This window comes from Salinicoccus halitifaciens, from assembly GCF_021026095.1.
GTDB lineage: Bacteria > Bacillota > Bacilli > Staphylococcales > Salinicoccaceae > Lacicoccus > Lacicoccus halitifaciens.
Genome location: NZ_JAJNCU010000001.1, coordinates 686,163 through 710,200, shown reverse-complemented (window position 1 = coordinate 710,200; position 24,038 = coordinate 686,163). Strand labels below are relative to the sequence as shown.

Sequence of the window (24,038 nt, the reverse complement as noted above, 5' to 3'; positions counted from 1 at the left end):
TATATTAACAGTCTAATCTACCGGTAAAATACATTCAATTGCAGACAGAACAAATTTACAACGATTTTGAATAAAAAATCAGCCCGAGCCTTTAAAAAGGCCGGGCTGTTATCATTCATATCTTAAATTCGCGTCATGACATATCAGGTTATAATATGGCTATGCCGTATATCAGCACGATGACACCTATTGCCAACGCGATTCCGTTAAGTGCTTTCTGTGGGGAGAACAGACCGATGATTCCAAGGATGATCGCTGCAATACCAAGGAAGATTGGCTGCCAGAAGAAACCGATGATTCCAAGGATGAGACCGATCCATCCAACCCACAGTCCTGTCGTATTGTTAAGACTGCTTTCCGATTGTCTTTCAGTATGTTCACTCATGAAATTACCACCTTTCCGTTGTTAGAATTTAAGGAGGAAGACGTCCAGGGGATTCAGCCTTCCTCTGTTTTTCTTTCTACTTATAAATTAACCATTACCGGCGTATTCATAACAAACGTATCGGGGAAGGTGTGTGGATTTGCATACATTCAGATTAGATTTGTCGGGATTCGGGAACAGAATGGATGAATTGTCATATAAAAAACAGGAATCAATTGTTTTGGAGGACCATAACGGGAGGGAAATGCATGGCAGAACAGAAAAATGTACGACCGCTGTTGATCGAGAGTTTTAAAGCGCTGCTTCCGCAGTATCCATTTGAGAAAATCACCATACAGATGATTGCCGAAGATGCCGGTGTGAAACGGGCGACATTCTACAATCATTTTCTGGACAAATATGAATTGTTTTCGGTGATTCTGGAGGAAGAGCTGTTCCAGGCGATACATACGATGATGGAGTCGGATATGGAAAGGGAAGCGCTGAAGATGATCTTCAGTTATTTTGAAAAGAACCGGGATTTTTATAAGCAGGCATTCCAGGTGCGCGGACAGAACTCATTTGAAGCGGTCCTCGAGGGTAAGATGCAGCTTTTCTACCGTAAAGTGTATGAGAAGCACGGCTTGAACCTGGATGATAATCTGTCCGCCCTCACACAGACGGTGGTCGAGAGGTACCATGCTTCGGGACTCGTCTATATTTTGGAGAAATGGATCACTGAAGAAGCGGCGACACCGGCTGATGAAGTATTTGAAGCATATGTCTACCTGATATCCAACTCGATACTGGATTTGACGTCAGATGATTGAATGCCGTTTGAAATTTCATATACTGATGGTAAAGTGGATATAATACTTGAAAAGGAAGATGACTATGGGTTTATATGAATACCGCACTACGGTGCCTGAATCATGGCTTGACTACAACGGACACATGAATGACGGCCAGTACAGCCGCGCATTCAGTGACGCCGGCCTCGAATGGATGTCACATCTCGGGCTCAGCGCGGAGAAAGTGAAGGAACTGTCCTTCACCATCTTCACTCTGGAGAATCATATCGTATACCAGAACGAAGTGTTTGCCGGTGAAGAGATCACGATCAAAATCAGGATATACGACTTTGATGCTAAGCGGCTGCATGTCTTCATGACACTGCATAACGCACAGAGCGCACAGTCTGCCACTTACGAAGTGATGTACATGGGCATGGACACTGAGACCGGCCGCCCGGGTGAGTTTCCGGCAGCGATTGGTGAAGCCGTCAAAAATTATTACGAGGCCCAGGGCGAAATGGATGAGCCGAAGGAGATCGGCCGTACAATCGGAATCAGAAGATAAGGGACTGCCGGAGGATCCGGCAGTCCTTTTTTATTACTCAGTTAAACAGTTCATAATCCATGTTACATGTATCGTTTTCCATCTTTTACATTCTTCAGGTTTCCTCTGACTCTCCCTTAACCAGGTTTACATAAATAAAACTTGATTTATGTCAAGGAAATCAGAAAAAGGGGGGTGCATAATGGAAAAGAGGAGATGAAGAACGATGAATTGGACAGTTTACCAGACGGTACTTTGGATTCATATATTCCTTGCCATAAATTGGGTGGGTGGTTTGCTTTTTGTCGGCTGGGGCATCTTTCCGGCTCTCCGGCTGTTCGAACTCCAGGATACGAGACGGGTATTGAGGGCTGTCATGAAGCATAGCCATTATCTTTTCACCTTTTCCGGAACCGCCGTCATCTTAACAGGGGTAATTTTGGGAACATGGCTGGGTCCGCTGGACAGCTTCGAAGCAGTTTGGCATACAACTTATGGAAATTTGTGGTTTGCCGCGCTCATCATCGGTATCGTGACATTGCTGTGGGGTACTTTCATCGGATATCCTCATGCAATGAGAGTGCTTTCTGATAACCATCTTTGGGATGCGGCTGAAAGAGGGGACCGCCGGCCGCTGAACCGCTCCCTGGTTGTTCTGGTCCTTGTGGAAAGTGTTGAGGGTTTCGGCTTCGTTTCTCTGCTGACACTTATGATCATGCTCTAGGAAGGAGATGTTGTTATGGTTCAATTATTGGGTTACAGAAATATGACGTCGGAGTATCAGTATTATTCGAATTGGTTTCGCATCATCCGGCCGGTCACTTTGACCGCTTCCGTCATGCCGGTGACTGCCGGGACGCTTTTGGCCTCTCAAGTCATGGATTTCAGCTTATTCCGTTTCGGCATTCTTCTTGTAATCAGTGTACTCATACAGGCAGCTGTGAACATGCTGAATGATTATTTCGATTTCATGAAAGGTCAGGAGGAAGGGAAATGGCAGAATAGGGATCCATATGCCTCTTTTCTGACACCGCAGTATAAACAGGTGCCTTATGTTTCTATTTCCCTTGTCGCTGTCGTTTCCATTTTAACGCTGTGGCTTGCATCAGAAAGCAGTTTTTGGATCATTCCACTTGGCGTCGCCGGCCTCGTCCTCGGTTATTGTTACTCTGCTGGAAAACGCTCGCTGTCGAGTCTCGGCCTTGGTGAAGTCGCAGCAGCTGTGTGCCTGGGACCTCTGCCACTCATCATCGCGATGCTTGTTCAAGGTGTGTCAATGAGCTGGGCAATATTAATATTTCCGATTCCATTTTCACTGCTGATGGCCACTATGGTGCTGACCAATAATATACGTGATATTGAAAAAGATAATAGTACACGGCGGACGGTTGCGATACGCCTTGGAAGAAAAAAAGCCGTATACCTGCTTACTGCTATACTGGCTCTGACTTATATCAGCAGCATACTGATCTTTTCATCGGGATGGGTTATTGTGTCATTGCCCGTCGCAATTGAGCTCATCCATCGTTTCTATCAACCGGATGGCCAAAACCATATGGGCATGGCCGCCCTGCACCATTTAATCCACAGCTTGGCGATTATTTCAGCCATTATATTGTAGCGGGGATGGCGGGTTTCATGGATGTCCTTCAAAATTGCAAGGTGCCAGCAAAAAGAAAAGATGTCCACATTGGATTTTAAGCCAATATGGGCATCCTTTATTTCAACTGTACGGCGACCGTGAATTCGACCTCGGTGTTCGGCGGCCTCGATAAAGGTTTTTACGATGCCTATGACGAAAAATATCCGCTCACCGGTGGGGCATGGGAGCGGATAAGGTTTTATAAATTGTATTTGCTGATGGTCCATCTCGTGAAGTTCGGCTCTGTTTATGCCGGAAGCGTCAATGAGACGATGGATGAAATTCTGGATGGAAAATGAATTTAGTTTTTAAACAGCCGTGAAAATGAAGCGGGTGCCGTGGATTCGAAACGTACATATTCATCGGTCGCCGGATGTTTGAATTCAAGCGCCTGCGCATGCAGTCCCATCCTTTTGATCGGATTCGTCTGTGCGCCGTATTTCTTATCACGGACGATCGGATGGCCGATATCCTGCATATGCACCCGTACCTGATTTTTGCGTCCGGTCTCCAGGTTCACCTGAAGCAGGGAGAAATTATCGTTCGATTTCAGCACTTTGTAGTGGGTGATCGCTTTTTTGCCTTTTTCGGGATTCTGGCTGGAACGCATGATCAGTGCCTTGTTTTCCGAAAGCCAAGAAGTGACGGTGCCGTCCTGTTCGACCTTCCCTTCGACAAGTGCAATGTACGTCCGTTCCGAAACGATGCTGCCCCAGTCATTCTGCATTTTCTGCTGGACCTGCTTGTTCTTTGCGAACACCATCACACCGGATGTATCCCGGTCCAGGCGGTGGACGATGAAAATGCGGTTCTTCGGATGAATCGTCTGAAGATAGTCGGACAGCTGACGGAAAGCGGTCATCTGCTTTTCCTTTTCGGATGCGATGGACAGAAGGCCTGCTTCTTTATCGATCACGATGATATCTCTGTCTTCATGTAAGATTTTCAAACCCCTGATCTTCGCATCATGCTTGCCGGTGCGTGTTTCAATCTCCACGCGGTCACCCGGTTCAAGCATGTCGTTGAACTGGCTTGTAGCCCGGCCGTTCACGCTCACCTGGCCGCGGCCGAGGATGCCTTTTACGGCTTTACGGCTGCGCGCGGGCATCTTTTCAAACAAATACTCCAGCAGTTCCGTGGATTCCTCCACGATCCATTCCGCCTCAGGCTTATTTATGATATTTCTTTTTTTCATTATACTTCCTCCATATCGTTTTCCTTCAAATACCGGTTTCCATTACAAGAGAAAGTCTTCCATACTTCCACAGTCGGTCATGATATTGTATTCCCCATTCTACTACATCAATGGGCCAGTCATCACTTAAAGTTTGTCATTTCCATTGATTTTCACAAAAGTTAAACGTATCCGCTTAAAACCTCTTCGGTCCAGGTCTTCAGCTTTTGCCTCGCTTCACGGTCATAAGCCTGGCCGAGCGCTTTTGAACGGCGCCTGCCGTCATAGAATTCTCCCGTGATGCCTTCCGTTTCTTCAGAGGATGCAAGAAACACAAGCGCCTCAAGTCCTTCTTCCACAGATGACTGTGACCTGCCGAAATGTTCATTCACCATATTCGTCTCCATCAGCGTAGCAGGGTGGATGGCATTGACCGTGATGCCCTGATCTTTAACTGCTTCGGCAAGGTCGAAAGTGAACATGATCAATGCAAGCTTGCTCCTCGAGTATGCGAGGAAGCCGTCATACCGCTGCTCGATGTTCAAATCATCGAAGTCGATCTCAGCCTGGCCGATGGATGCGACGTTGACGATCCTTGAGCCTTCTTCCAATAAAGGCCGAAGCTTCCTTGTGAAGAGCACCTGTGCGATGTAGTTCACCGCCCATATCTCCTCAAAGCCGTCCCGGCTGGTGCTGCGCCTGCCTCCTGATTTCGGTCCGCCGCCGATGCCTGCATTATTGATCAGTATGTCGATTTGGTCTTCACCGGCAAGTATCTCTTCTGCAGCCTTTGAGACGGAGTCGAGGGATGAGAAGTCCCCGTTGTAATATTTCAGATCCGCATTACCTGTGACGTTTTTAATCTCTTCCAGTGTCCGTCTGCCTTTCTCTTCGTTTCTGCCGTGCAGCCGGACTGATGCGCCTTTCTCTGCGAACCATCGTGCAGCCGCTTTGCCGAGTCCATCTGTCGATCCGGTGATTAAAACTGTACATTCCGATAAAGGTTTCATAAGCATCTCCTTCCGAAGATAATATACGATCGTCTTTTATGCTTTTTTCTGCCTGCGGATGTAGCTCACCAAAACAGGCGCTTCATCCTTCACGAATTCATTGAAGAATCCGTATGCATATTCATCGGTCGTGTCGACCTCCAGGTTGATATGTTCATAACCATTCTCCTGGAGCTTGTTCAGTGTTTGCCCGAACGCTGAAGCAAGACGCTGCTTTGCCTCAGAATCCGCATAATAGCAATAGCCGAAATCTTTGGATGTGTCCTCACCTTCGTAAATCAGCATATAGGCGGTGATTGCCTCGTCCTCATCGTAAATGACGATTGAACTTTCAAAATCAATGTCATCAGTGATGAGGTCCCGCCATTCAGCAAGGCTCATTTCCCTCAGCGGGATGGTATCATGGACGGATGCATACACCTGCCTTGAGAGATCTGAAAGACCTTCAGTCATTTCAAATGCGCTTTCCAACCGGTTCTCTTCTGTGCTGCCGGTATTAAAATGACTGATCATTCTGCTGATCTCCACTTCGGTTTCATAAGTCCTCCTGAACTCTTTGAAATCATATGTAGTGATGAGCTTTTCGTACAGGTTGTGGTGCCGGTGGATTTCCAGGATGATGTCCGACATCGGCAGGGTGGTCTTCAATTTTTCGTACATTTCCACAATCGTCTCCGGTTTTACGCTGTCATCCAGCACCGCGAACCTCAAATATGGCGCAGAAGGATGGTAGGGATCAAGGGAGTAATACACATAGGCGAGCCATTCTCCATGCGCCTCACAAGTCACCCCGTGTCCGGATGAAAGGTAATTCGGGATTATATTTTTCTCCTGCAGATAAGCAGTTATGTTTTCATGAAGTATGATTTCCATGGCGGCCTCCGTGTCTTTATTTTAAGGATTATTGATTCAATTATAGAGTATCACAGCCCGATTTTATAGCAATAAACTGCATGAATTTTGAATATTGAGTCGCCGTCCCAAGCTGCAAAAGGGAATGCCGCCTTAACATTCTTTTAATTTAAAGTATTCACAATTATGTGATGGACAATACATTGTGGAGGTGCTAATCTATATTAAAATCAGCTGATGTATAAATGAGGTGTTTTTCAGGATATAAAAATCACGGGGGGACAATTTACAAAAATAATACTCAATTTTTTAAGGTACGATCATCATGTTCATTTATTTCAATAAAAGTTATCTCAAGGGGGAATCTAATTATGTCATCGGTTTATAAGCAAATTTTAGTGGCGATAGATGGCTCAAAAGAAGCGGAAGGGGCATTCAAAAAATCCATCGGCATTGCAGAGCGAAATAATGCAACATTGAATTTAGTGAATGTAATAGATACCCGTTCCTTTGGAGCGATTGAAGGTTATGATCGTTCGATAGCACATCAGGTTTATAAGTCTGCAGAAGAACTTCTGAGTGAGTATAAGAAAGAGGCTGCAAATGCCGGAATTGAAAATGTGAATATTGTAGTGGATTATGGGTCTCCGAAAGTCATGATACCCCGGAATATTGCCCAGAAAGTTCATGCGGACTTAATCGTTTGTGGTGCTACAGGCTTGAATGCAGTAGAACGTTTTGTTATGGGAAGTGTTTCGGAACGCATCGTTCGTTCAGCCAAATGCGATGTGCTGGTTGTCCGTACCGATCAAGTGCAGGATGATGCACCTTCAGACTCCTATACCCCTGGAGAAGCGAAATCCCACACTGAATAAGAATATATTCAGAGCTTTACTCTTCAATGGACGGTATAGTTTAGAGATAATATATGAGAGGCTCAATGTACAAAAACAGGCGAGACGAAGCTAATCAAAGTGCTTCTCCTCGCTTTTTTGTATGAAAAAGTATCCTTTTACGAACACTGCATAGGTGCGAATAGAAAGAAAAAGGTATTGAAGTACTAAACGCTAAAATAACAATGTCGGGAATATTTTAGAAAATGAAAAAACTGATGATAGTTAATCCTTTTTAATACTATAAAATCCCTCTCATTAAGGAAGCACAACATTATCATATTATCGCGTGGTTTCACTTATGATAACTTTCATTGCCTGCAATTTTATTCACTTCCTCAACAAGCTCCCGGAAAAGTTCCGCAGCCTCCCCGTCACGGGCAAGCCTCACGCCCTGGCCGCTCCAGAGGTGCAGCAGGTCGCTCCTCCCGGCCTTCGCCGCCTCGCTCCGCATCCTTTTCGTCATTTGGTTTTGGAACGGGTAGGGCAGAATGTCATCTTCATATACTGATATATCTTCGATGAAGTCATTTCTGATGCCCCTTGCATATTTACCGCTGAAAACGGTGGTCAATACGGTATCCGCTTCTTCGGCGGCGAGTATGACATTCTTATGGATGTCCGGGGCGGCGCTTTCTTTTGTCGTGAGGAACGCCGTGCCGAGCTGTGCGGCATCGGCGCCGAGGATGAGGCTTGCATAGATGCCGCGGCCGTCCATGATGCCGCCAGCGGCAATCACCGGTATATCCACCGCATCCGTCGCCTGGGGGACGAGCGCCATCGTCCCGACGGTGGAGTGGAGGGGGTTCTTCAAAAATGACCCCCTGTGAGCGCCCGCTTCAAAGCCCTGGACGACGACCATGTCCATGCCGGCCTGGGCATTGATCACGGCTTCTTCCACGGTGGTGGCGCAGCCGATGAGTGTCATACCGGCCTGTTTAAGCTTTTTGATCACTTCGGTATCCGGTATGCCGAAAGTGAAGCTGCATATCTTCACATTCGATTCAATGATGATGTCGATTAGGCGGAGGAACGTATCATCCCTTGAGACGGCCGGGTCATCCGGGGTGATGCCGAGTGCTTCATGGTAGGGTGCGAGTATTTCCTTCATATGTTCAATCTGTGTAAACGTCACTTCATTGTATTCGGGGACGAAGAGATTCACCGCAAACGGCTTATCGGTGAGCGCCTGCGTGTCTTCGATGTCCCGACGCAGTGTTTCCGGGGTGTAGTAGCCTGCGCCGATGCTGCCGAGCCCGCCCTGGTTGGAGACCGCCGCGACGAGTTCAGGCGTGGTCGAGCCGGCCATCGGTGCCTGGATGATCGGATACCGGATATTGAGGATCTGAGTCACTTCCGTCTGATGCCACATATATACCACCTCTTCATTAGGGTTGCAAATGTAATAATGCACTTCAATATTACCACGTTGCCGGCATTTTGAAAGCGATATTATTATTTCGACTATTGAAATGGTTATGATAAAATGGTGGGGAATACAAGATAAAGGAGACTCATAATGGATAAACAACTGACATTGATGAAAAGTTTGACGGATGCCCACGGCATTTCGGGGTTCGAATATGATGTGAAAAGGCTCATGAAAGAGTACCTCGAGCCGGTGAGCGATGAGATTGTGACAGACAACCTCGGCAGCATCTACGGCAGACGCAAGTCCTCAGGCAATAAAACGATCCTGATCGGCGGCCATCTGGACGAGATCGGCTTCATGGTGACCGAGATCGACGATAACGGCTTCATCAAATTCACACCGATCGGCGGCTGGTGGAACCAGGTCATGCTCTCACAGCGCATGAACGTCATCACCGACGACGGGATCCTCACAGGCGTCATCGGTTCAAAACCGCCGCATGCACTCTCACCGGAAGAGCGCAAGAAGCCGGTTGAAATCAAAAACATGTTCATCGATATCGGTGTTGCGGATAAGGAGGAGGCGCTGAAGGCAGGCGTGAAGCCGGGTGACCAGATCACACCGCATATGGAATTCACGGAGATGGCGAACAAGAACTACCTTCTTGCGAAAGCTTGGGATAACCGCATGGGCTGTGTCGTTGCCGTTGAAGTGCTCCAGAACCTTGAAGGCGAAGATCTCGGCATCGACGTTGTGAGCGGTGCGACCGTCCAGGAGGAAGTGGGGCTGCGCGGTGCGAAGACTTCAGCGAATACGGTGAAGCCGGACCTCGCGATTTCTGTCGACGTCGGCATCGCATGGGACACGCCGGGCATGAAACCGGAAAACGGACAGGGCAAGCTCGGCGACGGCCCGCTGATCGTCCTGATGGATGCATCCAATATCGGCCATGTCGGCTTCCGCCGCCATATCCAGAAAGTTGCAGAGGAAAACGGCATCCCGTTCCAGTTCCAGGCGGTGCCGGGCGGCGGTACGGACTCGGGCGGCTTCCATGTCGCAAATGAAGGTGTGCCTTCCGTGAACATCGGCGTGCCTTTGAGGTATATGCACTCCAACGTCTCCATCCTGCATAAGGAAGACGTGAACAATGCGGTCAAACTCATCACGGCGATCGTCAAGTCGCTGGATGACGAAGCGGTGGAGAACATCATTTGGTAAGAGAGGTCATCACTTCAAAGGACAACCCGCGCATCAAAGAGCTGCGTAAGCTGCATAAGAAGAAAGCACGCAGCAGGACGGGCATGTTTTTAATCGACGGGGAACATATGGTGGAGGAGGCGGTCGGATCCGACCAGGTGATCCATTATATCATCGCGCTCGAGGATTACAGCTTCACTTTCGATGCTTCGCGTTTTGAAGTGATCCTTGTAAGTTCTCCGGTGATGAAGACGTTATCCCAGCTTGAAACGCCCCAGGGCATCATGGCGGCGGTCTCTTATGCCGCGCCTGAAGCGTCGGGGAATAAAGTCCTTGTGCTGGATGATGTGCAGGACCCGGGCAACCTCGGCAGCCTGATCCGCACGGCGGATGCTTTCGGGTTCGACCGGGTGGTGGCGTCCCCGGGTACGGTGGACCCTTTCAGCGATAAAGTGCTCCGCAGCACACAGGGCAGCACATTCCACGTGAGCATAGAAGTCGCTGATATCAAACCCGTCATCGAAAATTTCCAGGGGCTCTCCATCGGCACGAGCCTCGCACAGGCGGACTACCTGGACGATGTTGTGCAACAGGACCCGCTGCTCATCGTCCTCGGCAACGAAGGCCGGGGTGTGAGTGAGGAAGTGCTGGACCTCGTCGACCGCAAGGTGAAGATCCATATGCCGGGCCGTTCGGAAAGTCTGAACGTGGCGATCGCAGGCGGCATCCTCATGCACCATTTCAAAGCGCAGAAATGACCCCGGGGCGGCATGACTTCACGGTCATGGGGTCTTCATTTTTATAAATACCGGGTTGTATAAATAATATGCCTGCAGTTGGGGTAAACAGATGTTAACAGCAGTTATTTATGATCATTGAGGAGGGTGACTATGAAGAAGTATCTTTTGGCCGGCGGCCTGGCATCAATCCTGATGCTCGGCGCATGCGGCGGGGAGGAAGAACCCGAAATGAGCGATGACGCCGTGGACACGGATCAGGAAGTGGAACAGGACGGCACGGCGATCGATGCGGATAACGGTGAAGAAGAGTCTGAAGACGACAGTTCCGACCGCCAGGAGAGCCTGGGCGAAGAGTCGGATGTGGATGAAGCAGAATCGGAATAGTACCTGTATGATGACAACAACCATTTAGGAGGATTATGATGAAAAAGTTTTTACTGGCCGGCGGTCTGGCCTCTGTATTGGTGCTCGGTGCGTGTGGCGAGGATGAGCCGAACATCGGGGAAGACGAAGAACTCGGCGAAGATGCAGAAGATATGGATCATGGCACAAGCGATCAGGATGAAGCGGATAATGAAACAGGCGAAGAATCCCAGGATATTGATGAAGGCGCTGCAGATGAAACTGCCGAGGGACAGGATGAGGAAGAAGCGGAAGATGCCCAGTAGCCTCAGCCTTTTAAAATTTCGCGGAAGCTTGATTTTTTAATTTTTTGACTTATAATGATTCTATAAATGAAAATGCAGGCTTCACATGAAGACAGGAATAAATGATCCCGTCATTTACCTCCAGGGAGCACGGTACACGACTGGAAGACCGTGCGGTAAATGGGATCAGGTTCACCTGACGGATGAAGTGACGGGTAAAACCCTTATCTTTTGAAGTGTCTGTATTTAGCCATGCAGAAAAATAGGTGGTACCGCGGAATCCCGTCCTTGATATTTCAAGGGCGGGTTTTTTTATTTTAAAGGAGTGGAAAAATGGATACATCACAAATGACACATATTCAGGATGAATTCGACGTGTCGCTTGAGACAGTTGAAGATGCAAGAAGCCTCCAGGACCTCAAAGTCCAGTATCTTGGTAAAAAAGGCAGAGTGACCGGCCTGATGAAGGAGATGAAGAATCTTTCGAATGAGGAACGTCCGGCCTATGGCCAGAAGGTCAATGAACTGCGCCGGAACATAGAGGCATCGATCGAGGAGAAGAGTGCGGAAATCGAGGCGGCGGCACTTGAAGAGAGATTGAAGAATGAAACGATCGATGTGACCCTGCCGGGCAGAAAGTTCAACATCGGCTCCCAGCATCCGATCTCTCGGATCATCGAGGACATCGAAGACTTCTTCATCGGCCTCGGCTATGAGATACAGGAAGGCTATGAAGTGGAGACGGACTACTACAACTTTGAGGCGCTGAATCTGCCGAAATCCCACCCGGCGCGTGATATGCAGGATACATTCTACATATCGGAGGAGCTCCTGCTCAGGACGCACACCTCACCGGTGCAGGCCCGTGTGCTTGAAGACCGTAAAGGCAAAGAAGCGGTGAAGATCATCTGTCCGGGCAAGGTGTACCGCCGTGACAGTGATGACGCGACACACAGCCACCAGTTCACACAGATCGAGGGACTGGTCGTCGATAAGAATATCCATATGAGCGACCTGAAAGGCACGCTCGAGCTGTTTGCCAAGGAGATCTTCGGCACGGAGCGTGAAATCCGACTGCGCCCGAGTTTCTTCCCGTTCACCGAACCGAGTGTGGAAGTCGACATCTCCTGCTTCAAATGCAAAGGTGCGGGATGCAACGTATGCAAGCAGTCCGGCTGGATAGAAATACTCGGTGCGGGCATGGTGCACCCGAATGTCCTCAGGATGGCAGGGTATGACCCGGATGAATACAGCGGTTTTGCATTCGGCATGGGTCCTGACAGGGTGGCGATGCTGCGCTACGGCATCGAGGATATACGCCACCTGTATACAAACGATTTAAGGTTCATCAATCAATTCAAACAGACGGAAGACGGAGGTGAAAACGTTGAAAGTATCTAAAGAGTGGTTAAGCGAGTATATAGATGTGGAAGCGGACGTATATGAATTATCGGAACGCATCACGCGCGGCGGCATCGAGGTGGATGACATCATCGACTATACGTCGGACATCAAAAACCTCGTCATCGGCCATGTCGAGGAAGTGAAGCAGCATCCGGATGCGGATAAGCTGAACCTGTGCCGGGTGAATACCGGGGATGAAGTGAAGCAGATCGTCTGCGGTGCAGATAACGTTGCAGCCGATACGTACGTGATCGTCTGCCAGGTCGGCGGAAGGCTGCCGGGCGGCATCAAGATCAAAAAGGCGAAGCTGCGCGGGGAAGTCTCGGAAGGGATGATATGCTCACTTGATGAGATCGGCATACCAACCGATTATGTGCCGAAGGAATATCAGGATGGCATCTTCATTTTCAGTGAGGATCAGGAAGCCGGTGCACCGGCACTGCCTGCAGTCTATCTCGATGATGCGGTGATGGAGTTCGACCTCACACCGAACCGGAAGGATGCACTATCAATCATCGGGGCGGCCTACGAGACGAAGGCGCTGTATGGCGGGGAAGTGACGCATCCTTCAACGGACCTCACCGAGACAGGAGAGGCAGTGGACGTCACCGTACGCAATGAGGACAGTGAAGCGGTCCCTTACTACGCCCTCCGGGTCGTGAAAGACGTGGAAATAAAACCTGCACCGACATGGATGCAGATCCGCCTGATCAAAGCGGGTATCCGTCCGATCAACAACGTCGTCGACATTTCGAACTATGTGATGCTTGAATACGGCCAGCCGCTTCATATGTTCGATTATGACCAGCTCGGTTCGAAGGAGATCGTGACGCGGTTTGCTGAAGAGGGCGAGAAGATGACGACGCTCGATGGTAAAGAGCGCACGCTCAAGGGCAGCGACATCGTCATCACCAACGGCAAAGAGCCGGTCGCGCTTGCAGGTGTTATGGGCGGCGATTTCTCCGAAGTGACGGACGAGACGACGAACGTCATCATCGAGTCGGCAGTGTTCAATCCGGTCTCCATCCGGAAGACGAGCGGCAGGCTGGATCTGCGGAGTGAAGCGAGCAGCCGTTTTGAAAAGGGCGTCTCCCATGAATTCGTCCTCCCGGCATTGGAACGTGCGGCATACCTGCTTGAAAAATATGCAGGGGGCAAAGTGCAGATTGGATATAATTCCGACGGGGCACTCGATACAAGTGATTCAATCATCAAAACGTCAAGGGACTTCATCAACAACAGGCTCGGCATGCACCTTGAGACGTCTGAAATCGAAGAGACATTGTCAAAACTCGGCCTGGAGACCATCGTGAGCGGTGACGATCTTGAAATCCATGTACCGTCACGCCGGGACGACCTCCAGATCCCGGAAGACATCACTGAGGAAGTGGCAAGAATATACGGCTATGATGCACTGCCGTCCTCACTCCCGAAATTTGAGACGATCACACCGGGCAGGCTGACGGATGCACAGGAGAAGCACCGCATCATACGCCATCAGCTCGAATCCCTCGGTCTGTCGCAGTCCATCAACTATGCGCTGACGAGCGAGGAGAAGGCTTCACAGTTCACGGACCGCAAGGAAGCATTGCGCCTGATGATGCCGATGAGTGAGGATCGTGCGGTGCTCAGAAACAGTCTGGTGCCTCACCTTGTGGACAATGTGGTGTACAACACCAGCCGCCAGCAAAAAGACGTCCAGCTGTTCGAAGTGGGCAGGATCTTTATTTCCAAAGGGCAGGATGTACAGCCTGAGGAAGTCGAGAAGCTTGCGGGCATCCTGACAGGCAGGATGAACAATACGGATTGGCTTGGCAGCCATGTGCCCGCCGATTTCTATGCGGCAAAAGGCATACTCGACAGCGTGTTCGAAAAACTCGGGCTGACTGATGATATCCATTATGTGCCGTCGGAAGGATATGCGGAGATGCATCCTGGACGTACGGCGGATATCACGCTCGGCGGAAAATATATCGGATTCGTCGGCGAGCTGCATCCGAAATATGAAAGGGACCATGATCTGGATCAGACGATCGTATTCGAAGTGGATCTCGACGCACTGCTTGCCGTGAAGTCCGGCACCATTGAATACGAAGTGCTGCCGAAGTACCCGTCGGTCACAAGGGACATCGCACTTGTCGCGGACAGGGATGTTACTGCGGGCACACTCGTCGATATCATCGAGAATGCTGCTGAGAAATATCTGATCGATGTCTATGTGTTCGACGTCTATGAAGGAGAGAACATAGAATCGGATAAGAAATCCGTCGCGATCCGCCTCACTTACCTGAACAAGGAAGAGACGCTGACCGATGAAGCGGTTGAGGAAATCCATCAGCCGGTGCTCGAAGCGCTGAAAGATAAAGGATTCGTATTGAGAGGATAATAAAAAAGCTGCAGGAGATTTGAATGTCTCCTGCAGCTTTTTGTTTGTGAATTTTTTGATGGTCCCGATTATCTTTGCGTTTTTTACGGATTTAATCGATTTTCAGGGCTGTTTTCGATTATCTTACTGGTTCCCGGCACACTTAATCGAATATGCCGCTCAATTTCGATTATCTTTTGAGATATTCAGGACTTAATCGATTTATCGGCGTTTATTCGATTATCCTTGAAGTTTACACCGACTTAATCGAACACCCTGCCCATCCACATGGTCCGCCGGCTATTTCAGCAGCGCCTGCACCTTCTCGCGTGTCTTGAAGTGCTTCTTCGTGAGGCTGTCGACGTAATCCATCCCATGCTTTTTGGCAAGCCGTGCAGCGAAGGCGTCGACCTGCTTGCTTGCACCCCGTGGCACTTTATCTTTCAGTGTCTTATCGAGGTTCGCCATCTGTTCTAGGTACTTTGCCCGTGCAATGATGCTTGCTGCGGCGACGGCGAGGGATTTGCTTTCGGCTTTCGTCTCCTGGTGGATTTTCTCTATCATGAACGGATCCGGCACATATTTGTTGTAGGCATTCAGTGTCGTGAACTGGTCGATGACGATCTTCTCGATGTTGCCGCGTTCATCTTCATCCAGCTTGTCATGGACGTTCCTGATGCAGTGGTCATGGAGCACCGCCTTCAGCTTCACGATGTTCCATCCTTCATCTATCTTTTTGTTGTAGGATGGATTGTCCAGTACAACAAGCGAATAGGTGACCGTATGGATCAGGTCGCCGGCGATTTTAATCACCGTATTGTTGGAGAGGTTCTTCGAGTCTTTCACGCCGAGTTCCTTCAGCAGGGCAATCTTGTCTTTTGGCACGTATGCAGCGCAAACGGTCATCGGTCCGAAATAATCGCCGACGCCCGCTTCATCACTGCCGATGGTGTTATATTCATCATAGTTCATATATCAAATTCCCTTTTCCCTTTTCTAATTACTTTACTTGTGAAATCCATTCCCGATAAGTATAATAAATTAATGATAACATAATTGTAAACAGTTTGGATAAAGGAGGCGGAGACGCCATGACTGAATACAGGAACCGTATATATGTCGATATCTACGATCAGCAGTATACGATCATCGGCAGGGACGAACCTGAACATATCCGGCATGTCGCACATCTCGTCGACCAGAAAATGCGTGAAATAGGCTCAAAGAGTGCGGGCCTGGATACGACGAGGAAAGCAGTTTTAACGGCAGTGAATGTAATGGACGACTACGTGAAGCTGCAGCACAAGTATGAGGCGCTCTTGAAAGAGCAGTCCGAACATCAATCTGATCAAGGAAGAGACGTATGACTTTAATTCTTTTAATTTTACTTATAATCGGAATGATTGTCGGGTACCGCAGAGGTTTGATATTGCAGTTCTTCCATCTTATGGGGACGCTTGCCGCAATCATCATTGCCGCACTGAACTACGAAACTCTCGCTGCCCGTCTGGATTTGATACTGCCGTATCCATCGACGACGGAGACGCTGTCGAATCCGATATTCCCATCCATTGCCAATGCAGAATATGCATACTATGACATGTCAGCGTTCTTCATGATATTCATAGTCGCCAAAATACTGATTCAGCTGGTCGTCAGCGCATTCGATTATTTTCAGCAGATTCCTGTATTCAATATCGTCGGGGAAGTGGCCGGTGCCGTCCTCGGACTGATCGAGATGATTTATATTTTAGCCGTGGTATTATTCATGCTGGCATTGATTCCTTTAGACTTTATCCAAACGCCTATTGAAGATTCGGGATTGGCAAATTTCATACTGGAGCATACATTCATCCTCTCCGACAGGTTCATGGAGTGGTTACAAATCGAGTCATAGTGATATGGCTCTTTTTTTGGAGGAAATTATGACGAAAAAAGATATCATCAGATTACTTGAGAACATCGCAACATATATGGAACTCTCGCTTGAGAACCCGTTCAAGGTGTCGGCCTACAGAAAAGCGGCACAGTCACTGGAGACCGACCCGAGATCCCTTTCAGAAATCGATAAATTTCTGGATATCAAGGGCATCGGCAAAGGTGTGAACGAGGTGATCGTTGAGTATGTGGAGAACGGCGAATCGACGGTTTTCAAAGAACTTCAGGAAAGTGTGCCGGCAGGTCTCGTAAAGATGACGAAGATTCCATCGCTCGGCCCGAAGAAGATCGCGAAGATCTACAAAGAGCTCGGCATCGATACATTGGAAGGGCTGAAGAATGCGTGCGAAAACGGGGAAATCAGCGCGCTTTCTGGATTCGGCAAGAAGACGGAGGAGAACATCAGCAAGGCGATCGACGACATATTGGTCCGTCCTGAGAGGTATGCGATCAACCAGATACTCAAATTCAGGGAGATCATTGAAAGCCATTTATCCGGAAGCGATCATGTTGAGAGGTTCGATGTGGCGGGAAGTGCACGCCGCATGAAGGAGACGAGCCGGGACATCGACTACATCGTGATCTCCAAAGATCCGCAGGCATTCACCGAGGAGATCACCCAGGCGGATTTCGTCAAGGAAACCGTTGTCTCTGGAGATAAAAAACTTTCGATCATCATCGAGGACGACCTTCAGGAAATCAACGTCGACTTCCGTTTCGTGACTGAAGCAGAATATTACTCCACGCTGCACCATTTCACCGGCTCCAAGGAGCATAACGTCAAGATGCGCCAGATCGCAAAAAAGCGTGATGAGAAAATCAGCGAGTACGGGGTCGAAAAGGACGGCGAGACGGTCACCTTCGATTCCGAGGCAGACTTCTACAGCCACTTCGGGCTGGAGTACATCCCGCCCGCAATGCGCGAGACGGGTGAAGAGACCGAACTCGATGTCGGTGACATCGTGACGCTGGAGGACATCAAAGGCGATATCCATATGCACACCGTGTACAGCGACGGTGCATTCTCCATACGCGAGATGGTCGAGGCCTGCATCGAAAAAGGTTACGGCTACATCGTCATCACCGACCACTCCAAAAGCCTCAGGGTCGCCAACGGACTGGATGAGAAGCGTCTGATGGCACAGCTTGAGGAAATCAGGGCAATCAATGAGGAGTACGATGAGATCGATGTGTATTCAGGCACAGAGATGGACATATTGAAGGACGGCACACTGGATTATCCGGATGAGATATTAAAAGAACTGGACTATGTCATTGCCGCGATCCATTCCAGCTTCCAGCAGACGGAGGAAGAAATCATGCACAGGCTTGAATCCGCCTGCCGCAATCCGTATGTGCGCCATATTGCGCATCCGACAGGCAGACTGATCGGGAGGCGTGAAGGCTATCCCGTCGATATGGACAGGCTCATCAGCCTTGCCGCCGAGACCGGCACGGCGCTTGAAGTCAATGCGAACCCGATGCGGCTCGACCTCAGCGCGGAGGCGATCCGGCATAAGGATGTCATGCTGTCGGTGAATACGGACGCCCACCATACCGATCATCTGGAGTTCATGAAGTACGGCGTGGCCACACTCCAAAAAGGGCTCATACGCAAGGATCAGGTGATCAACACGATGACGCGGGAGGAATTCCGGGAATTTATAAATAAGCAAAAATAGAGGTTTTAATATGAACGAAAGAACATTCAGGACACTCGAGTTCGATAAGATACTCTCACAGATGCAGAATCATGCCGTGAGTGAAAAGACGAAGCAGGCGATCAACCACAGCCTTGTCTCCAATGATATAAACGCCGTGCGCACCATGATCGCCGAAGTGGATGATGCATCCACCATCCTCCGCTACCGCAACGTTGAAATGGCCGGCGTCACGGACATCAAGGGGCATGTCAACAGGGCGGTCATCGGCAGCATGTTATCGATCAGTGACTTCAACGCAATAAAAGGCATGCTTTTCAGAAAGCAGGGTCTGAATAAATTATTCGAAGAGTTCGAAAGTGATGAAGTGGAGGTCGGCCGGATTTCCCACTACATTTTGGATCTGCCCGACATACATCACTTGTATAAGAAGATTGCAGGCACCGTGGATGAGACCGATGTACTGGATCACGCCTCGGACAATCTGCTCAGGATACGCAGAAGGATCAATTCCGAAGAAGGGAAGATCCGGGAGAAGCTGAACGATTTGATCCGGGGCAGTCAGCAGCGGAAACTGAGCGACGGCATCATCACGATGCGGAACAACCGCTATGTCGTCCCGGTCAAAGTGGAGCACCGCTCCGAATTCAACGGCATCGTCCATGATATGTCCCAGAGCGGGCAGACGGTATATATGGAACCGATGGCAGTGGTACAGATGACGAACCGCATCCAGAGCCTGAGGGACGAGGAAGCACTTGAAATAGAAAGGATACTGTACGATTTGAGTGCAAGGACCGCAGAAGTTGCAGACGAACTGACGATGACGGACGATAGCCTGCATCATCTGGATATGGTCTTTGCGAAAGCCAAATACGGCATGAGCATCGGAGCGACGAAACCTGAAATCAGTGATACCCGGAGAATCTATCTTCCGGCATCGTTCCATCCGCTGATCGACAGCGAAGAGGTCGTCAAAAACGACATCATCGTGGATGAAGAGACACAGGCCGTCATCATCACCGGACCGAATACGGGCGGTAAGACGGTCACACTGAAGACGATCGGGCTGACCCAGCTGATGGCCCAGTCCGGCATCCCGGTCCCGGCAAGGGACGGCAGCATATTGCCGGTCTTCAAGAAGATCTACAGTGATATCGGGGATGAACAGTCGATCGAACAGTCGCTTTCCACATTCTCGAGCCACCTGACGAATACGAAGGTGATCATCGACAATGCAGACGATGAGACGCTCGTACTGCTGGATGAGGTCGGGGCCGGGACGGACCCGGAAGAGGGTGCGGCACTTGCGATCGGAATCATTGAAGATCTGCTCGCAAAGCGCTCGACACTGATTGCGACGACACATTATCCGCAGATCAAATCATTCAGCTACACCCGGGAAGATGTCGTCAACGCGAGTGTGGAGTTCGATGTCAATACACTCTCCCCGACATACCGGCTTCTGATGGGTATACCGGGGCGTTCCAATGCATTCGAGATCTCCAATAAGCTCGGGCTGTCCCCGTCCATCATAGAAAGGGCGAAAGAGCTCGTCAAATCGGATTCAAAAGATGTCAACGATATGATCACTGCGCTTGAAAACCATACGACGAGTGCACGTGAACATGAAGAGGAGACGGAAAAGCTGCTTGAGGATGCTAAGAAACTGCAGAACGAACTGAAGGTGCAGTACGAGCAGTATCAGGAGCATAAGGAGAAACTCTTCAAGGAAGCCCGCCATGAAGCGAACAGGCTCATCAGGCAGAGTGAGATGAAGGCGGAAGAGATCATCGATGACCTCAATAAGATGAAGGCGGACGGTGCAAGAAACTTAGAAGAGCATGAAATCATCGAAAAGCGGAAAGGTCTGCGGGACAGCTACCATCAGGAATCGCTGAAGCAGCAGGTCGAGAATGAAAAGACCGAGAATTTCGAGCCGGGTGACAGCGTCGACGTGCTGTCATACGGTCAGAAAGGTGAAATACTTTCGATCGAAAAAGATGAAGCGATCGTCCAGATGGGCATCCTGAAGATGAACATTCCGCTCAAGGAACTGAAGAAACGGAAAAAAGAGAAAATCACCCGCCCGGTTGCGAGAAGGACTGGCAAGTCAGTCGTGAAAAGCAGCCTCGACCTCAGGGGCAAGCGTTATGAAGAAGCGATGATGGAGCTCGACCGTTATCTGGACCAGGTGCTCCTAAGCAGCTACAGCCAGGTCGAGATCATCCACGGCAAGGGCACGGGCGCACTCCAGAAAGGTGTGCAGCAGCACTTGAAACAGCATCCGAAAGTGAAGTCCTACAGAATGGGGCACCCGAATGAGGGCGGTTTCGGTGTGACGATAGTTGAAATGAAGTAGGTGACGGTTTGGATAACTTTGATATGCTGAAATTGGCAAAGGTGCTGATCGCAGTGGGCATAGTGATGTTTATTGCTGGAATAATCTATTTATTGTTTTTTGCTTAAGCAATTCAATTGTGGAGTGAAGGACAATACGTTATAATCAATTTATAAATTGGAATTAATGGAGGTATATGAACATGGCATTATATGATGTGAACGATCAGAATTTTAAAGACGAAGTTGCTAACGGTGTAACATTAGTGGACTTCTGGGCAACTTGGTGTGGACCATGTAAAATGATTGCTCCAGTACTTGAAGAAGTTGCAGTTGAGGTTGAAGGCAAAGCAGACATCGCTAAGCTCGATGTGGATGCCAACGGTGCCACTGCAAGTGAATATGAAGTTATGAGCATTCCAACTCTGATTCTTTTCAAAGATGGCGAGCCTGTCGATAAAGTCGTCGGTTTCCAGCCGAAAGAACAGTTGGTTGCATTGATTGAAAAACACGCTTAATAATCTGAACCGCCAATATTGGCGGTTTTTTTGTACAGATAAGTTTAAAGAGGGATGAGTATGTCAGAATTAAAATTGAAACTCTCGGTGCTGCCGGCTGAACCGGGCTGCTATCTGATGAAGGACAAATACGGGGAAATCCTCTACGTCGGCAAATCAAAAAACCTGCGTAACCGTGTAAGATCTTATTTTACAGGTGCGCACGATGAAAAGACGATGCGCCTCGTACGGGAGATCACGGACTTCGACTTCATCGTGACCTCGACGGAAGTGGAGTCCCTGCTCCTTGAGCTGAACCTCATCAAGAAGCACTATCCGAGATACAACATTCTGTTAAAAGATGATAAGAGCTACCCGTTCATAAAGATCACGAAGGAAAAACATCCGCGCCTCCTTGTCACAAGGACGGTCAAGCCGTCCACCGGCACTTATTTCGGGCCGTATCCGAACGCCTACAGTGCCTATGAGACGAAGAAGCTGCTCGACCGCATCTATCCGCTCAGGAAATGCAACACGATGCCGGACAAACTGTGCCTGTATTATCATATCGGGCAGTGCCTCGGCCCGTGTGTCTTCAATGTGGAGCAGGAGCAGTATGAAGAGATGAAAAGAGGGATCACGCGCTTTCTGAACGGCGAAACCGATGAAATCATGGACGATTTGAAGTCCAAGATGGAAACAGCAGCCGAAGCGCTCGAGTTCGAGAAAGCGAAGGAATACCGCGACCTTATGGGGCATATAGAAAATACGATGATGAAGCAGAAGATGATGACGGCGGACATGACGGCGCGTGATGTGTTCGGTTACAGCGTATCGAAGGGCTGGATGTCGGTCTCCGTCCTCCTCATCAGGAACGGCAACCTGATAGAGAAGAAGGCGGAACTGTTCCCGATCAATGACGATGTGGAGGAAGAGTTCTACCGTTTCATCGTCCAGTTCTACGACCTGAAATCGAATCTCCTGCCGAAGGAAGTCCACCTGCCGAAAGAGTTCGATAAAGACATTATCTCGGAGATCGTCGATACGAAAATCCTGCAGCCGGTGCGGGGCGCCAAAAAAGAGATGGTGGACCTTGCCAATAAAAATGCACGTATTGCCGTCGAAAATAAATTCGACATCATCGAGCGTGATGAGAGAAGGACGGTCAAAGCGATCGAAGCACTCGGCGAAGCGCTGGATATCGAGACGCCGATACGCATAGAGGCATTCGACAACTCCAACATCCAGGGCGTCGACCCCGTCAGCGTCATGGTCTCTTTCGTCGACGGCAAACCGAGCAAGAAGGACTACAGGAAGTTCAAAATCAGGACCGTCGACAACATTGATGATTATGCATCCATGGCAGAGGCGGTCAGGAGAAGATATACAAGGGTGCTGAAAGAGGGGCTCCCGCTCCCGAACCTCATCATCGTGGATGGCGGCATCGGCCACATGAACACGGTGAAGTCGGTGCTGCTTGATGAGATGTCGCTCGACATCCCGGTTGCCGGCCTGGCAAAGAACGACAAACACCAGACGGCTGAGCTTCTGTTCGGGGAGAATGCCGAAATCGTGCCGCTCAAGAAAAATTCACAAAGCTTTTATCTTCTGCAGCGCATACAGGATGAAGTGCACCGGTTTGCGATCAGTTTCCACAGGAATCTGCGGAGCAAATCACAGTCCATGTCGGTGCTCGATGGTATAGAGGGTGTGGGGCCGAAAAGGAAGCAGAAACTGCTGAAGCATTTCGGTTCGATCAAACGGATGAAAGAAAAAGAAGTCGATGACTTCACTGAAATCGGCATCCCGAAAAAAGTGGCGGAGCACATTATAGAGAGTATTAAGTGACCAACCACGATTAAATTTTCACAATCTTTTAATAACATTGACGATATCCCTTCAAAGTGCCTTGATTTCTACTATCCATAAGCGTAAAATAGAGATTGTGAAAATGTAATGATAGTAGAGTTAGGGGGGAATTCAAGTGTCGAAACAAGATTCAAGTTTTTTAATACGCAGGATCCACTCGTTGCTTGGTGTTATTCCTCTGGGTGTGTTTTTAGTACAACACCTGGTGGTTAACCACTTTGCAACAAGGGGTGAGGAAGCATTCAACCAAGCGGCGGGGTTCATGGGCAACTTACCATTTGTCATATTCCTGGAGATTTTTGTGATTTACATCCCGATATTATTCCATGGAATTTATGGTATTTACATAGCTTTTACAGCCCAGTACAGATACGGTTTTCCAAATACTTACCGTAACATCAACTTCGTGCTGCAAAGGGTGACGGGAGTCTTATCCTTCATATTCATAGCGATCCACGTGTATCAGACGAGGGTGCAGGTGTTCATGGGTGTGGATCTGGACTTCGATCTGGTGGCGGATATCGTCGAGAATCCGTGGTGGCTCGTGTTCTATATCGTGGGTATCCTTGCGACCGTATACCATTTTGCAAACGGTTTATGGACCTTCATGATCACGTGGGGCATCACCCAATCCGACAAATCCCAGAGAATCATGGGTTATGTGTCACTGATTGTATTCGTGATAGTGAGCGTCATCGGCATCCAGGCAATATTAGCGTTTATTTAATTAGAGGA

23 protein-coding genes and 2 pseudogenes are annotated in these 24,038 nt (G+C 49.1%); 19 read left to right on the top strand and 6 right to left on the bottom strand.

Features of this window, described 5'->3' with window-relative positions; all coding sequences use genetic code 11:
* Window positions 1-148 precede the first annotated feature (148 nt).
* The gene (locus LPW40_RS03590; protein ID WP_230820848.1) at window positions 149-385 is read right to left on the bottom strand and encodes a hypothetical protein; all 237 of its coding nucleotides are present in this window, start codon (window positions 383-385) and stop codon (window positions 149-151) included.
* A gap of 248 nt (window positions 386-633) precedes the next feature.
* On the opposite strand from LPW40_RS03590, the gene LPW40_RS03585 reads away from it, so the two are divergent.
* From LPW40_RS03585 to LPW40_RS03565, 5 genes and pseudogenes are all read left to right on the top strand, one after another.
* Window positions 634-1,194, top strand: a complete 561-nt coding sequence (locus LPW40_RS03585) for a TetR/AcrR family transcriptional regulator C-terminal domain-containing protein (RefSeq protein ID WP_230820847.1) — start codon at window positions 634-636, stop codon at window positions 1,192-1,194.
* Between the two features lie 64 nt (window positions 1,195-1,258).
* Complete coding sequence (locus tag LPW40_RS03580) at window positions 1,259-1,723, top strand: thioesterase family protein (RefSeq protein ID WP_230820846.1); 465 nt, start codon at window positions 1,259-1,261, stop codon at window positions 1,721-1,723.
* Window positions 1,724-1,928: 205 nt separating this feature from the next.
* On the top strand, window positions 1,929-2,426 hold the full coding sequence (locus tag LPW40_RS03575; RefSeq protein WP_230820845.1) for a CopD family protein: 498 nt from the start codon (window positions 1,929-1,931) through the stop codon (window positions 2,424-2,426).
* Window positions 2,427-2,441: 15 nt separating this feature from the next.
* The gene (locus LPW40_RS03570; protein ID WP_230820844.1) at window positions 2,442-3,323 is read left to right on the top strand and encodes a prenyltransferase; all 882 of its coding nucleotides are present in this window, start codon (window positions 2,442-2,444) and stop codon (window positions 3,321-3,323) included.
* A 106-nt stretch (window positions 3,324-3,429) separates the two neighbouring features.
* Window positions 3,430-3,643: pseudogene (locus LPW40_RS03565) on the top strand (fructosamine kinase family protein); the annotation flags it as partial.
* A gap of 2 nt (window positions 3,644-3,645) precedes the next feature.
* Here the strand turns inward: LPW40_RS03565 and LPW40_RS03560 are convergent.
* From LPW40_RS03560 to LPW40_RS03550, 3 genes are all read right to left on the bottom strand, one after another.
* Window positions 3,646-4,539, bottom strand: a complete 894-nt coding sequence (locus tag LPW40_RS03560; protein ID WP_230820843.1) for an RluA family pseudouridine synthase — start codon at window positions 4,537-4,539, stop codon at window positions 3,646-3,648.
* A gap of 161 nt (window positions 4,540-4,700) precedes the next feature.
* Entirely contained in the window at window positions 4,701-5,528 is an 828-nt protein-coding gene (locus LPW40_RS03555; RefSeq protein WP_230820842.1) for an SDR family NAD(P)-dependent oxidoreductase, read from the bottom strand.
* A gap of 36 nt (window positions 5,529-5,564) precedes the next feature.
* Window positions 5,565-6,401 (bottom strand): hypothetical protein, encoded by an 837-nt coding sequence (locus LPW40_RS03550; protein ID WP_230820841.1) that lies wholly within the window; start codon window positions 6,399-6,401, stop codon window positions 5,565-5,567.
* A 350-nt stretch (window positions 6,402-6,751) separates the two neighbouring features.
* Between LPW40_RS03550 and LPW40_RS03545 the strand changes: the two genes are divergently transcribed.
* The gene (locus LPW40_RS03545; RefSeq protein ID WP_230820840.1) at window positions 6,752-7,255 is read left to right on the top strand and encodes a universal stress protein; all 504 of its coding nucleotides are present in this window, start codon (window positions 6,752-6,754) and stop codon (window positions 7,253-7,255) included.
* 313 nt (window positions 7,256-7,568) lie between these two features.
* Here the strand turns inward: LPW40_RS03545 and LPW40_RS03540 are convergent, their stop codons facing one another.
* A complete protein-coding gene (locus LPW40_RS03540; protein ID WP_230820839.1) occupies window positions 7,569-8,645 on the bottom strand; it encodes an NAD(P)H-dependent flavin oxidoreductase in 1,077 nt (358 codons plus the stop codon).
* A 147-nt stretch (window positions 8,646-8,792) separates the two neighbouring features.
* Between LPW40_RS03540 and LPW40_RS03535 the strand changes: the two genes are divergently transcribed.
* The 6 genes and pseudogenes from LPW40_RS03535 (at window position 8,793) to pheT (ending at window position 15,019) form a co-directional block, all read left to right on the top strand.
* Entirely contained in the window at window positions 8,793-9,863 is a 1,071-nt protein-coding gene (locus tag LPW40_RS03535) for a M42 family metallopeptidase (RefSeq protein ID WP_230820838.1), read from the top strand.
* The gene (locus tag LPW40_RS03530; RefSeq protein WP_230820837.1) at window positions 9,857-10,600 is read left to right on the top strand and encodes a TrmH family RNA methyltransferase; all 744 of its coding nucleotides are present in this window, start codon (window positions 9,857-9,859) and stop codon (window positions 10,598-10,600) included. The genes LPW40_RS03535 and LPW40_RS03530 overlap by 7 nt, the downstream gene beginning before the upstream one ends.
* A gap of 132 nt (window positions 10,601-10,732) precedes the next feature.
* Window positions 10,733-10,966, top strand: a complete 234-nt coding sequence (locus LPW40_RS03525; RefSeq protein ID WP_230820836.1) for a hypothetical protein — start codon at window positions 10,733-10,735, stop codon at window positions 10,964-10,966.
* Between the two features lie 38 nt (window positions 10,967-11,004).
* A complete protein-coding gene (locus tag LPW40_RS03520; protein WP_230820835.1) occupies window positions 11,005-11,250 on the top strand; it encodes a DNA polymerase V family protein in 246 nt (81 codons plus the stop codon).
* A gap of 375 nt (window positions 11,251-11,625) precedes the next feature.
* A pseudogene (pheS, locus tag LPW40_RS03515) lies at window positions 11,626-12,630 on the top strand (phenylalanine--tRNA ligase subunit alpha); the annotation flags it as partial.
* Window positions 12,617-15,019, top strand: coding sequence for a phenylalanine--tRNA ligase subunit beta (gene pheT, locus LPW40_RS03510; protein ID WP_230820834.1), 2,403 nt, complete (start codon window positions 12,617-12,619; stop codon window positions 15,017-15,019). The pseudogene pheS and the gene pheT, both read left to right, overlap by 14 nt.
* 279 nt (window positions 15,020-15,298) lie before the next feature.
* On the opposite strand, the gene rnhC is transcribed toward pheT, so the two are convergent.
* On the bottom strand, window positions 15,299-15,970 hold the full coding sequence (gene rnhC / locus LPW40_RS03505) for a ribonuclease HIII (protein ID WP_230820833.1): 672 nt from the start codon (window positions 15,968-15,970) through the stop codon (window positions 15,299-15,301).
* A 119-nt stretch (window positions 15,971-16,089) separates the two neighbouring features.
* Between rnhC and zapA the strand changes: the two genes are divergently transcribed.
* The 7 genes from zapA to LPW40_RS03470 all read left to right on the top strand — a co-directional run bounded on the left by zapA (window position 16,090) and on the right by LPW40_RS03470 (window position 24,030).
* Window positions 16,090-16,365, top strand: a complete 276-nt coding sequence (zapA, locus tag LPW40_RS03500) for a cell division protein ZapA (protein WP_097039178.1) — start codon at window positions 16,090-16,092, stop codon at window positions 16,363-16,365.
* The gene (locus LPW40_RS03495; RefSeq protein WP_230820832.1) at window positions 16,362-16,895 is read left to right on the top strand and encodes a CvpA family protein; all 534 of its coding nucleotides are present in this window, start codon (window positions 16,362-16,364) and stop codon (window positions 16,893-16,895) included. The genes zapA and LPW40_RS03495 overlap by 4 nt, the downstream gene beginning before the upstream one ends.
* Before the next feature lie 28 nt (window positions 16,896-16,923).
* The gene (gene polX / locus LPW40_RS03490) at window positions 16,924-18,618 is read left to right on the top strand and encodes a DNA polymerase/3'-5' exonuclease PolX (RefSeq protein WP_230820831.1); all 1,695 of its coding nucleotides are present in this window, start codon (window positions 16,924-16,926) and stop codon (window positions 18,616-18,618) included.
* Between the two features lie 10 nt (window positions 18,619-18,628).
* Complete coding sequence (locus LPW40_RS03485; RefSeq protein ID WP_230820830.1) at window positions 18,629-20,959, top strand: endonuclease MutS2; 2,331 nt, start codon at window positions 18,629-18,631, stop codon at window positions 20,957-20,959.
* A gap of 181 nt (window positions 20,960-21,140) precedes the next feature.
* A complete protein-coding gene (gene trxA, locus LPW40_RS03480; protein ID WP_097039168.1) occupies window positions 21,141-21,455 on the top strand; it encodes a thioredoxin in 315 nt (104 codons plus the stop codon).
* A gap of 60 nt (window positions 21,456-21,515) precedes the next feature.
* Complete coding sequence (gene uvrC / locus LPW40_RS03475; RefSeq protein ID WP_230820829.1) at window positions 21,516-23,282, top strand: excinuclease ABC subunit UvrC; 1,767 nt, start codon at window positions 21,516-21,518, stop codon at window positions 23,280-23,282.
* Between the two features lie 136 nt (window positions 23,283-23,418).
* Window positions 23,419-24,030 (top strand): succinate dehydrogenase cytochrome b558 subunit, encoded by a 612-nt coding sequence (locus LPW40_RS03470; protein ID WP_230820828.1) that lies wholly within the window; start codon window positions 23,419-23,421, stop codon window positions 24,028-24,030.
* Window positions 24,031-24,038 lie beyond the last annotated feature (8 nt).